The sequence below is a fragment of the Nocardia sp. NPDC049737 genome, from assembly GCF_040674755.1.
Lineage (GTDB): Bacteria > Actinomycetota > Actinomycetes > Mycobacteriales > Mycobacteriaceae > Nocardia.
This window is the reverse complement of sequence record NZ_JBFANH010000055.1, coordinates 19,203-29,904: the sequence shown is the minus strand read 5'-3', so window position 1 is coordinate 29,904 and position 10,702 is coordinate 19,203. Positions and strand designations below refer to the sequence as shown.

The window sequence follows — 10,702 nt, the reverse complement described above, 5'->3', positions numbered from 1 at the left end:
GGACAGGTGGACAGCGGACAGCGGTCGGACACCCGGCCATCGGTGGACAGCCCGGACACCACGGACAGGTGGACAGCGGACAGCGGTCGGACACCCGGCCATCGGTGGACAGCCCGGACACCACGGACAGGTGGACAGCGGACAGCGGTCGGACACCGGGCCATCTGGTTTTGAGGCAATTCGCCTATGTGTATGGGCGCCTCGGATCTGCCCATACACTGCCCATACATGCGTATGTGGCGTGTGTACCTCGGTATGGGCGTGTGGACCAGTACGGTCCTGGCTGTGCGCATCTACGCAATTGCCAACCAGAAGGGTGGCGTCGGCAAGACCGTCGACACGATCAACCTGGCTGCCGCGCTGGCCGAACAAGGCCGGCGGGTGCTGGCGATCGACTGGGATCCGCAAGGGCACCTCACCGAAGCGCTCGGCGCGCAGCCGGGCGATGGGGCATCCCTGGCGCGGGCGCTGCTAGGGCAGTGGAGCGGTGAGCTTGCCGATCTGGTGCAGCAGGTCGACGGCGGTCTGTTCGTGATTCCGACCAGTGATGACATGTTCCTGCTGGAACCGCAGATGTACGGGCGGTCGGGCAGGGAGTATCTGCTCAGCCGGTTCCTCGACGCGCTGGTCGGCATCTTCGATGATGTGGTGATCGATTGCCCGCCCTCGCTCGGTGCGCTCAACGACAACGCCCTGGTCGCCACCCGCCGCCGTCTCGCCGGTGAGCAGGTGCAGGGAAAGATCGTGATCCCGGTGCAGGCCGAGGACTCGAGCATCCGGGCACTGCGGTTGTTCCTTCGGCAGATCACGACTTTGCAGGAGGCACTGAACATTCAGCTCGACGTCGCAGGCTTGATCGTCAATCTCTACGACGGTCGCAAGGGACGCATCGCGACATCGACGCTCGAGGCATTCCAAAGCCATCCGTTGGGTGTGCTGGCGGTATTCAAGGACCTCAAGGAAGTTCGCGAGGCGTGGCGGTTGCACACCACGGTGATCGCGCACGCACCCGACAGCGAGACCGCTGCGGGATTCCGCGGGCTTGTCGGTCGTCTCGATCCCGAGCTGGCGCCGGTGGTGACCTCGTGAGCGCCCGCCGCCGTGATCCGCTGCCCGGCCCAGATCTGTCCGGCACCGACCCGAACGAGGTCCTGCGGTCCCGGATCAACCTCAACGTCCCGGTCAACCCGCCCTCGCCCACACCTGCCCATACACAGGTAAGGGCGAGTGGAGAACGTGTACGGACAGGTAAGGGCGGCGGTACTCGGCCGGATCCGGAAGGGATGCGCCGGGCCTCGTTCTACATCACTCAGGAGGCGGCAGCAGCCCTCGAGGGTGCTGCGGACCGGATCGTGCAGCTGCTCGGCGACGGCACGCCGCGGCACGTCGCACTGTCCGCGCTGATGCTGGCAGGCGCCAAGCAGGTGGATGTCGTAGCGCAAGAGCTGGCCCGCCAGCGCGCCGCCGAGCTCGCCGCACGCCTTGCGGCGCTGCCACCCATACCCGAGTAACACCCGTCCACACACAGGTAAGGGCGTGTATGGGCAGGTGTGGACGGGCGTAGGTCCGGTTCGGTGAGATGGACTTGTGGTGCGTTTCGGGACATGTTGTCCTGCAATGGTCGAGGGCGACTTAGTGGTCGCAGCTCGGTGCGCACGGTGGCGTGAAGATTCTGTATCGGCAGATGTTGCAGGTGTGTACCCGGTGGTGGCCGCCTGCTGTCAGGCAGGGCACAGAGCCCACGGTCGCTCGGCCCGGCCCGAAGCGGTGTCCTCGCGGGCAGGCGACCGGGGCGGGTTCGACCCATCCCTTGCGGGTCCGGTACAGCCGCTCCGGATCGAGCACGGTCCGGCCCTCGACTTCGTAGACTGGCCGCCAGTCATCGAACATATTTTCGATTCTTTCACAAACCGGACGGTCGTACGAGATAGGCTGCGTGACATGGTGAGCATCGGGGATCGAGTGTTGCTGGTAGCGGGTGGCGTATCGGTGTTCACGGTGGTCGAGTTCGACGGTGACCGCGCGGTCGTCGAGTCGATCCAGGCCGATGCGCCGGGCTGCTACCGGTCCCCGGTGCCGACAGCTGAACTCGTTGCGGCCGATTCGGATTCCGGAGGTGGCGACTAGTGGCTCGATTCCGTCTCGAGGAGGACCTGCCGATCCCAGGGCATGGCGTCTTGTCCACCCGGTTCGGTTCGGATGATCTGGACGAACTCGTCGAAACCGCACGGCTCTGGGCTCTGAAAGCCGTCAGCCGCAAGCAGTTGCGGCTCTACGACCGCTCCGTCGAACTGCTCGCCGTCGAGGGGCAAGGAGCCAGCCTCGTCCTTGCGATCGACGAATGGGATATCAACCGGCCGCCGCTGTGCGAGTGCGGCGAGATGCTGCACGCGGCGCGGATCGCAGGCCTGCCTGGCTGGTACTGCATGAGCTGCAGCTACCGGGTACAAGCCGCCTGAACCCTTCCTTACGCTCGCTCGGCTCGGCGCACGGTTTCGTATTCCGTCGTCCATGCCAGCAGTACGGTGGCCGGCCAGTACAGCCGTCCGAGGAACTTGCTCGGGACCGGGAACGGGCATGACTTCGGCTTGCCGCGCGAGAGGAACGACGTGACCGTCTTCGGCGCGAGATTGGTGATCACGGACGCACCGGCGATGTCGACCCACACATCGTTATCCAGTGGCGGCAGTCCGAACAGTTGGCCGCCCGCGAAGGGTTTCCCGGCTTGCCATGCCTCGCGAAGGTCGGCCACCTTGTCCGCCAGAGCGACGGTTTCGGCCGGTTCGTACTCATGCTCGTTGACCACGCGGCCAACCGTAACAGTTTTAGAACTGCCAGCAGCATCGGCGTGACGCCGATTCACTGCCGGCAGCCACGCGGGAGGCGGTGGCGGCAGGGTAGGGCGCGGTGGGAGCTGCAGCGCTTCCCAGAGCAGCAGATCGGTTCGTTCGCGGGTGTGGTTGCGGTAGTCGCCGAGCTCGGCGCGCATCTCGGGCGGCAGCGCTTCACCGTAGGCGCGCAGCCGTTTTCGGCTGACAACGACCGGTGCGATGCCGGTGCGACCATCGGGGATATGCAGCCGTAGCGCGCCGCGGTCGACCTTGGCGGCCAGTAGCCGCCAGTTGGGCCGCAGCGCCACCACCTCGTCGCTGAGCGAGCAGTATCGGTGCGACAGGAACAGCCCTTCGAGGTCGCATTCGCGAGCGAGTGCCCCAGCGATCGGCGATCCGCCGGCACCGGCCAGCAGCAGACGCTCGTCCTCGGTCAGCGCGGCGGGTGGCGTTGGCATGGCGATCTCCGATCGAACGGTTGGCAGTTTTAGAACTGCTGCCGTGTTCGAGCGTAGCAGTTCTAAAACTGTCAGCCGCTCAATTTCTTTTCGTCAGGACGAAATCAGCGGTCGTTACCGAAGGGACACCCCAGATGCAAGAGGTCTGCACGTTGAGATGAGGGAAAAAGAGAGGCGGGGGAGGGGGTGAAAGGAATGGCGTGTTGAGCGTCTGGTGGTGAATGAGAGGCGGTGTGATGTTCGGTGTGTGGCTGGATGCGGTGAGGTCGGGTTGCCCCGTGGGGGGTCGGTCAGGGCAAGGCGGATGTCGTGCAGCTGCGCCCCTCGCCGCACGGGCCCGCGCAGCGGGCCGCTCGATTCCGACGCACCTCTTCCGCCATTCGATGTCCGGCCGGGAGTTCCTCGTTCGGTGCGGTCGTTAGCCCGGTATGGAGATCGAGCCCGAGCCCTGCCCGCGTTGCGGTCGCCCGGTGGTCCAGCCGAAGCGCGGGCGCCGGCGGATCTGGTGTTCGGATGGATGCCGCCGCCGCGGCTGGGACGAGGGCGAGCGGATCGAGATCCGTGAACGTGTCGTCACACGCGAGGTCATGGTGCCGGTAGGGCCGAAGACGCCGCCAATCGACACCGTCCTCGACAGCACGGCACTGACATTGCGGTTCCTGGATCGGCTGGCCGCACGCCTACGCGGCACCGTCGCCCGCGACGAGTCGCAGCGGAGCAGGGTCGAGGCCGTGCTCGAGCGCGCCGACGAACTGGCGGCGGTGGCGCGGGCCGCGTTGGACGCGCCACCGCCGCAGCGCGCCGCGGATCCGGAACCAGCCCCGGAGCCGGAGTCGCCACGTGAGGCGCTGCCGTCCAAGCCGCTACTGCCACACATGGGCCGTCTCCCGCTGGCGCTACCGGACTATCAGGCCGATGACGCAGGACTGAACCGAGCCGCGCGACGGCGGCAAGCCCGCGCGAAGCGGAAGAAGCGATGAGGCGACTAAGAGGAGTTCCGGACTGGCAGGAACCCTGACAGCGTGGCCGATGCGGGGTCTCAGATCTTGCTGCGGCGCCGGCCGTGACTTGCGGGGGTGGGACCCGAATACGCCAGAAAGGGGCCGCGGCCTACCTGTGGATGAAACCTGTTGAGAAGGACAACTTCCTGCTGGAGGAGCACGCGGAACAAGCTGCTGTTCAAACACATTGCGGGCAGATTCAAATGAGCCGCAGACATGTCCGCATTTGCGATATCCGGGCAGGTAGATCGCTGCGGGCGGGATCGAAGTCGATTGCACGCGCTCGTAGCGGGCGCTTCAAAAACCAGCGTTCTACCAGAAAACTTCCTTGGCTTCGGGCGGTTCAATGTCAGTCGAATGTGCTGGACTGATAGCCGCCGCATCGACCAAGGGGTTCACCCCTTCGGAAGATGCGGCATCCCGGTTGCGTTGGGCCAGACCGCCGTTCATTTCGGCGGTGTCGGTTCGGTCGCTTATGGTTCCGTCCACGGTCGCCGAGTGCGGCTGGCCCGGTCGGAACTCTCGATCCGGGGATGCAGTGCGGCCCCTGCCGAGTTCCTAGGCAAGGCAGGGGCCGCGGACAAACCTAGACATCCGCTCCGCCAAAGAGTTAGGACACCAGGCCCGATGAGGTTAACCACCTCTACTGACAAATCCCACCGCAACGCCTTGACCAGGGCAAATATTCGACTGCAACATCCTGCACCCCCTGTCTCTAGCGTCTTCGTCCGATCGCTGAAACGACGGATGGAAACGACTACCCATGGTTGAAATCTTCGCGGGCATAGGGGGGCTGGAGTCTGCTGCTTGTGAATGCCTGAAGTGCGGTGAGGACTGTCTTCCGCACATGCGGGCTGCCACCCCACCTAAAGACTGGAAGGACTTCCTCGATCGCCAATTCCTGCTGATCTCGAGCAAGCATTGGACCGGGAAGACGACGGCCCAATTCGGTGCAGCTCTGGCCGTCATCGCGCTGGTCTTCGTTGGTGTCGTGTTGACCCTCGGCTGGGTGTGCGGACCGACCAGCGCCGTCATCACGGGTGCTGCCGGGCTTGCCGCTGGTGGCGGGGCGGGCGTGGGTGCCGTATGGAAGATCGCGCGACGCCACCAGCAGCTGCCACCTTCGAGTTCCGCCTCTCACACCGAAAGCGGACAGGAGGATGAGTCCGACACCGACACTCCCCGTGCGGCTTGATATCTCTTTTCAAAACAGGACATTCTCGCGGGCGGTTCTCCATGCCACGATGCGTCGGCGCCAGCCGATGCGAGCCGAAGTTTCAACCTGCAGAAGGGGGCCTGACGGACTTGGACCCCACAGGCCGAGCAGAAGCTGCTTATCTGATGACCTCGATGACATATTCGACGATCGCGGTGGTGGTGACGGTCGCTGCTGCGATGGCCATCTCTTCGGCGACACGGTATGCGAAGTTCTTCCATCGGCTCCGCTGGTGTTCGGGTTCGCTCCGGTGTTCGGACTCGGACTCATCAATCATGCGGCCAAGGTAGAAGTGCGCGGTGCACGTCCAGGCGGTCTGCGCAAACCAGTATGCTGCATTTTCCCTGGTCGGCGTTCTGGAGAAGGCATCTGAAAGATCGCTCATCAGGCAAGAAGGTGATGCCTGCCACACAATGCCCTGGCATTCGGGGGTTGTTACTGGTGAACTGACGTAATCAACTGTCGCCAGGGCTCTGACCAACCAGATCTGCCCGTCTGGCCGCCCGGCGCAAAATACCCGCATCCGGGGTGTTACTGACTGGTGGGCTCGCGCAATCAACTGTCGACCGGCTGGATCCGCCCCCTCTGACCGCCGATAAGGCTGGCTTATGTCACCGGAATCGGTCGCCCGCCGCATCGGCCCGACCTGCGAAGCCCGCGAACGCGCCGAGCTGCGCGCCCGCGAACGCGCCGAGCTGACCCTCTTCGACATCGCGGCCTGAACCGCGGTCATTGGCAACTCGGGGGATTGGATGGCAAGCCCTCCCGTTGGGGGAGGGCGCGGCAGCTTCGATGATCAGCGACGCGGACGGTCAGCACTGGAATGGGAAACACCGTCGCCTGTACCCGAATCGTATTCCCGACAATATTAGGAAATAAGACGATGGAATGCGTCCCAGACCCCGAGTAGCGTAAGAGGTAGCCCGATTAATGCCAGCGCGAAGGATACTCTACTGAAACGCCGTTCTTTCGTTCCACTCTCAGCGGAGGCTGCGCGGTAGTACGCGTCGCGAGCTGTACGTAGCTGATCCTGTTTGCCCATTGAGGCGATAACCTCATCCGGGAACGAGTCAAGCAGTAGTCCCTTTGTGTGGGCGCGCTCAAAGGTCTTGTTCAGCTCTGTCTCTGCCCGCCATCTTGCCGCGGTTGGCGCATCCGGTAAATGGGTCAACGACTCCAACGTCTCCAATGCGTTGACGACATCGGCCAGAGCACAAGCTTTCCTTCGTGCTTTCTTTGCTTGGGCGTTTTCAGCTACGCCTAGGAGAGCCCCGATCGGGATCATTACCACGAAAATTCCGGCCCATATGCAAGCGGCAAAAAGCAACATAAGGATGAACAGAGAGCAGATACCCAGGACCAGCGAGCCCAAGGGACTAAAGTTTCCCAGGAACTGTGCCTTCGAGAACGATTTCCACCAATCGATGAAACCGCTTCCCTGCAGTATCGCGGCAACTAGTACAAAGAATCCGTAGGTAGCAAAACAAACAAGTATGAGTCCAGCTATCGGTATGGCCAGCTTTGTCACGGGCCCGAACGATCGGGGCTCTATCGGCAACTCAGGCGTATCGGCGCGGTGCTCTTCGCTTGGATCTTGATCGAGACCCATACCTATCAGTGTGCGCGCGTTGAAGTCAGTGAGAAAGACCCGACGTCATAAGTGCGGGTGACGGCTGGGGCTGGGTGGTCGTGGGGACGGGTTGGCCTGCATTGCGTACCCGCGCCCTCCAGCCTCAAGGGCGCCAGTCGCCCCCAAGGTCGCCACCGAATCCGCAAGGTAGATCCGAACACCCGCGCTGCCGAAGTGTTTGGCCAACCTTTCGGGCCGCAGGTCAGCCGCTGCGCAATCCGAAAGGTTCACGCGGAACGGACAGAGGGCACCACGGCGGTATCGGCCGGGTGGTCGGTGGATCCCAGGTGCGTGAGGGCCAGCATGACCAGCGGCAGGACCACACCGCCCCCGAGTGCTCCGAGGGACCAGTAGAGGTGACTGGGTGACGTCTGGCACGCCACGGTTTGGGTCGATAACCAGGGCGGGAACCATGGGGGTGATAGTGTCCACGCCTGTGCCGCTGTTCCAAATGAAACCCAAATAACCCAAATGGAACACCCCGGCGAAAAACGGAAGCGGGCCGGACACCGCGCCTATACGCAAATGTCCGGCCCAAACCGGCCCTGCTAGCGGTCGAATGCCCTGACTAAGCCCCGATCGCGTGCAGATACCACAACGCCAGCTCGGTAGCTCCGGTTACCGGGCTGGCGCTGTCTCCTACCCAATAGGGCAGGAGAATCTCGATCAGTCCCAGCACCGACACCGTGAGCGAAATCCAGTGCTTGGCGCCGTCCCCGTTGTTGTCCGGGGGCTCCTCCTGGTCATCCATGTATTCGGATGCCCTCTCAATCGCGGTCGCCGGATCTCGTCCGGCGACCTGTAGTGAACACCGGAGCTCGTCCGGTGCCACGCCGTTCGCGGCGAGGTTCGAGGCCCGTGCCGAAGTTGGACGGGCGGCGATTGATCGGGCCGAACATTTGTCCGACCGGAGTGAGGTGACCGTACCTGATGCGCACCGACAAATCTGAAAACATGCGAGCCTCATGTCGGCGTGCCACAAGGGAGTCGGTGTCGGGTCGGAACATTTCCGAGTCACGCCCGCTCCATTCGGAACTGGATCAGTTCAGAGTTGGGTGCGGTGAGCAGCGTTTTCACCGTATCGAGTGATGTGCAACACAATTCGACGAAGTAGTCGTTCTAGTTGTCCATGGCGTGAGGGATAGAGGTACTGGGGCGAATTCGATCCCTCTCCCGATGTACAGGGCAAGCGACATCGACAGGAGCTGACGACCTCGACATCACTCGCGATCGACTCCAGCGCTGACCGGGCCGGATTCACCATCTGACCCCCGATAAGACCCACATCTCAGCCAGGACCATCGACGGCGATCTTGGTTTCACGCTGTCTGGTTCGTTTGTCGCGTTCCGCTTCCGGTTTCGTCGAAGATGTTGTTGGACAGCAGCATCACGGCCATGGCGGTTCCCATGACGCCGACGAGGACGGCGCCGAGGGTGGGGAAGTCGGCCAGGGACGCGGCGTAGCCGAGGATGGTTCCGCACCAGGTTGCGGTGATGAGGGTGAATACGCCGCGGGTGCTGGTGGCGATTCCGGTCAGCCTGGTCATGTTGATCCATGCTGGCGCGGCGGTGAATACGACGATCCCGGTGAGGGCCCCGACGAGTGGGATCGAGACCGCGAACCACGCGAGTGCTCCGGTGCCGACGCCGGCGATGGTGGCGGTGGTGAGCCGGATCGGGGTGAGTAGCTGAGACCAGGATGGTTTGTGGACCCAGCTCGCGGTGCTGAACAGCAGGCACATCACGAAGACCAGCGCTAGGACTCCGGAGAATTCGCCGGTGAAGCGGTGTCCGAACCACACCGCCCCAGCCATGGGGTACAGGGCGATGGTCAGCATCGCCAGAGGGAACGCACGGGTCATGATCGCCTGAACGACAGTGACGACGCGCCGGGGCTGCGGGATCTCACCGTGGCAGCGCCCGAGGGCTGAGCAGGTGTGGCAGTGTTCGCCGATCGGGTGTGCGCGTTCGGCCGGGTCGTGGGGAGGCGGGAACGGTGGGGGATCCACGCAGGGGAACTGCGGTGTGTTGTCCTGGCGCCACTGCTCGGGGTCTTCCTGCCAGGTGAGCCAGGAATGTTCCCCCTCAGAGGATTCCGAGCTCACGACCAGCCGTTTGGCGTGCTTTCGGTGGCGGCGATCCGGATCGTTGTCGAGATCTGGATGCGGCGGTTGCTGAGGCGGGTTTCCGCTGACCTCGTCCCACAGGTTCAGCATGCGCACGACGGACTGTGGAGGCAGCCGACAAGCCTGCAGGAAAGCTTCGACCTGGCTGCGGTGCTTGGGCAGGGTGTTGTTCTTGGGATCGATGAACCGATATGCCGTGGAGCGCGGCAGCCCGGAGAAGGCGGAGATCTGGCCGGCGGTGAACCCCGATAGCTCATGCACCCGGCGCAGCATCGCCATATACGCGGCGGCGGAGTCCTCGGTCGACTCCTCGCTGCCGGGCTGCTCGAAGGACGCCGGAGCGATCACCGCGCTCCACCACCCAGATTCCCGAATCCTGCACTGAGGAACCGGAATACGGCGCGGGTTGCGGCACCGACAGCGCTCGACGGCAGTACGATCGCGGTCACCGGGATCACGATCGCCATCAGGTACTGGACAGCTCGCATCGGGTCGACACCATGCGTGATCAGCATGTAGTGGTAGCTGAAGCTGGCCACCACCACGACCGAGGCCAGAAACGCCGCGGGCCACGACACCACCGGCGTCGATGGCGGAATGTCCAGGACGCCACTATCGGGTAGTGGTGCGGCCGGAACCGGTTGAAGCTCACCGGATTGCGCGGTACGACGTTGCCGCTGCAACGACTGGAGGAACAAGATGATCTGCGCTTCCTGCTAGGGGTAGCCCAAGGGCAGGTACTCCGCCCGACAGCACACCGTGTACGCGCAGAACCTCGACCGGCGAGCAGACTGCCTGCACCCCGGGCTACCACTTCGGTTGAGACGGCCGAGACTTCGTGCCAAGTCACGACACCCCCGGACCCGAGTTCCTGCTCGAGTCGTGGAGGGACTGGCCCCGCGATCCGCACGGGCCCAGCAGGTGATCATTCTGCACTGTCACGGGACGATTACAAATGCAGAAACCGGACACGTCTTATCTTTCGGGCAGATAATCGAAAGACCTGGTAGACCAACGGATTCCGACCTCGTGACCAACGAACGTCCAGTGAAGAACCGATGGACGGCGAATACGTCCAACCCGTGCTCAACACCTGTCCACCGCGCAAACCACCCCGCGCGCAGAGACGCAACGGAAAACGGCGCGACCATATCGTTTCGCGCGGCTGCACTGTCCAGATCGTTCAACTGCCCAGGGGCGGTGACCTTAAGAGGAAATCAGGTGGGCCTGTGGCTTAGTGTGTAGCTACACCCACCAAAGCTACTCGTCGGTAGCTTTCTGGTTCGGTGCGAAGTCCCCAGATGATCGCCTTGAGACGGCCGAGCAACTGGGAACCGGGCAGCGTCTGTTCCTGCGGACGCGCCACGCAAAAGAAGATGCCTCAGGTGCCCGCACGGGCCCTGAGGCATCTTCGGCTTACGCTCCTACACCTACACGTAG

12 protein-coding genes are annotated in these 10,702 nt (G+C 63.5%); 6 read left to right on the top strand and 6 right to left on the bottom strand.

Annotated features, from left to right (window positions below; all coding sequences use genetic code 11):
* Window positions 1-228 precede the first annotated feature (228 nt).
* From AB0J47_RS39990 to AB0J47_RS39975, 4 genes are all read left to right on the top strand, one after another.
* Entirely contained in the window at window positions 229-1,089 is an 861-nt protein-coding gene (locus AB0J47_RS39990; protein ID WP_364359171.1) for a ParA family protein, read from the top strand.
* On the top strand, window positions 1,086-1,511 hold the full coding sequence (locus tag AB0J47_RS39985) for a hypothetical protein (RefSeq protein ID WP_364359168.1): 426 nt from the start codon (window positions 1,086-1,088) through the stop codon (window positions 1,509-1,511). Before AB0J47_RS39990 ends, AB0J47_RS39985 begins: the two co-directional genes overlap by 4 nt.
* Before the next feature lie 430 nt (window positions 1,512-1,941).
* A complete protein-coding gene (locus tag AB0J47_RS39980; RefSeq protein WP_364359165.1) occupies window positions 1,942-2,127 on the top strand; it encodes a hypothetical protein in 186 nt (61 codons plus the stop codon).
* A complete protein-coding gene (locus AB0J47_RS39975; RefSeq protein WP_364359162.1) occupies window positions 2,127-2,459 on the top strand; it encodes a hypothetical protein in 333 nt (110 codons plus the stop codon). The genes AB0J47_RS39980 and AB0J47_RS39975 overlap by 1 nt, the downstream gene beginning before the upstream one ends.
* A gap of 8 nt (window positions 2,460-2,467) precedes the next feature.
* On the opposite strand, the gene AB0J47_RS39970 is transcribed toward AB0J47_RS39975, so the two are convergent.
* Window positions 2,468-3,289 carry a hypothetical protein gene (locus AB0J47_RS39970; RefSeq protein ID WP_364359159.1) on the bottom strand — a complete coding sequence of 274 codons (822 nt, stop codon included), beginning with the start codon at window positions 3,287-3,289 and terminating at the stop codon, window positions 2,468-2,470.
* Window positions 3,290-3,759: 470 nt separating this feature from the next.
* Between AB0J47_RS39970 and AB0J47_RS39965 the strand changes: the two genes are divergently transcribed.
* Together AB0J47_RS39965 and AB0J47_RS39960 are read left to right on the top strand one after the other, a co-directional pair.
* Window positions 3,760-4,269, top strand: a complete 510-nt coding sequence (locus AB0J47_RS39965) for a hypothetical protein (RefSeq protein WP_364359156.1) — start codon at window positions 3,760-3,762, stop codon at window positions 4,267-4,269.
* 868 nt (window positions 4,270-5,137) lie between these two features.
* Window positions 5,138-5,485 carry a hypothetical protein gene (locus AB0J47_RS39960; protein ID WP_364359153.1) on the top strand — a complete coding sequence of 116 codons (348 nt, stop codon included), beginning with the start codon at window positions 5,138-5,140 and terminating at the stop codon, window positions 5,483-5,485.
* Between the two features lie 139 nt (window positions 5,486-5,624).
* Here AB0J47_RS39960 and AB0J47_RS39955 read toward each other — a convergent pair whose 3' ends face one another.
* From AB0J47_RS39955 to AB0J47_RS39935, 5 genes are all read right to left on the bottom strand, one after another.
* Entirely contained in the window at window positions 5,625-5,783 is a 159-nt protein-coding gene (locus AB0J47_RS39955; RefSeq protein WP_364359150.1) for a hypothetical protein, read from the bottom strand.
* A gap of 591 nt (window positions 5,784-6,374) precedes the next feature.
* Window positions 6,375-7,115 carry a hypothetical protein gene (locus tag AB0J47_RS39950; RefSeq protein WP_364359147.1) on the bottom strand — a complete coding sequence of 247 codons (741 nt, stop codon included), beginning with the start codon at window positions 7,113-7,115 and terminating at the stop codon, window positions 6,375-6,377.
* 589 nt (window positions 7,116-7,704) lie between these two features.
* The gene (locus tag AB0J47_RS39945; RefSeq protein WP_364359144.1) at window positions 7,705-7,887 is read right to left on the bottom strand and encodes a hypothetical protein; all 183 of its coding nucleotides are present in this window, start codon (window positions 7,885-7,887) and stop codon (window positions 7,705-7,707) included.
* Window positions 7,888-8,455: 568 nt separating this feature from the next.
* Window positions 8,456-9,610, bottom strand: coding sequence for a hypothetical protein (locus AB0J47_RS39940; RefSeq protein WP_364359141.1), 1,155 nt, complete (start codon window positions 9,608-9,610; stop codon window positions 8,456-8,458).
* The gene (locus AB0J47_RS39935) at window positions 9,607-9,960 is read right to left on the bottom strand and encodes a hypothetical protein (RefSeq protein ID WP_364359138.1); all 354 of its coding nucleotides are present in this window, start codon (window positions 9,958-9,960) and stop codon (window positions 9,607-9,609) included. The genes AB0J47_RS39940 and AB0J47_RS39935 overlap by 4 nt, the downstream gene beginning before the upstream one ends.
* Window positions 9,961-10,702 lie beyond the last annotated feature (742 nt).

What these genes read in the sequence shown, in the direction of transcription:
- AB0J47_RS39990 (WP_364359171.1), top strand. Translation starts at nt 229, where the DNA reads ATGCGTATGTGGCGTGTGTACCTCGGTATGGGCGTGTGGACCAGTACG.
- AB0J47_RS39955 (WP_364359150.1), bottom strand. Translation starts at nt 5,783, where the DNA reads ATGATTGATGAGTCCGAGTCCGAACACCGGAGCGAACCCGAACACCAG.
- AB0J47_RS39980 (WP_364359165.1), top strand. Translation starts at nt 1,942, where the DNA reads ATGGTGAGCATCGGGGATCGAGTGTTGCTGGTAGCGGGTGGCGTATCG.
- AB0J47_RS39970 (WP_364359159.1), bottom strand. Translation starts at nt 3,289, where the DNA reads ATGCCAACGCCACCCGCCGCGCTGACCGAGGACGAGCGTCTGCTGCTG.
- AB0J47_RS39960 (WP_364359153.1), top strand. Translation starts at nt 5,138, where the DNA reads ATGCGGGCTGCCACCCCACCTAAAGACTGGAAGGACTTCCTCGATCGC.
- AB0J47_RS39945 (WP_364359144.1), bottom strand. Translation starts at nt 7,887, where the DNA reads ATGGATGACCAGGAGGAGCCCCCGGACAACAACGGGGACGGCGCCAAG.
- AB0J47_RS39950 (WP_364359147.1), bottom strand. Translation starts at nt 7,115, where the DNA reads ATGGGTCTCGATCAAGATCCAAGCGAAGAGCACCGCGCCGATACGCCT.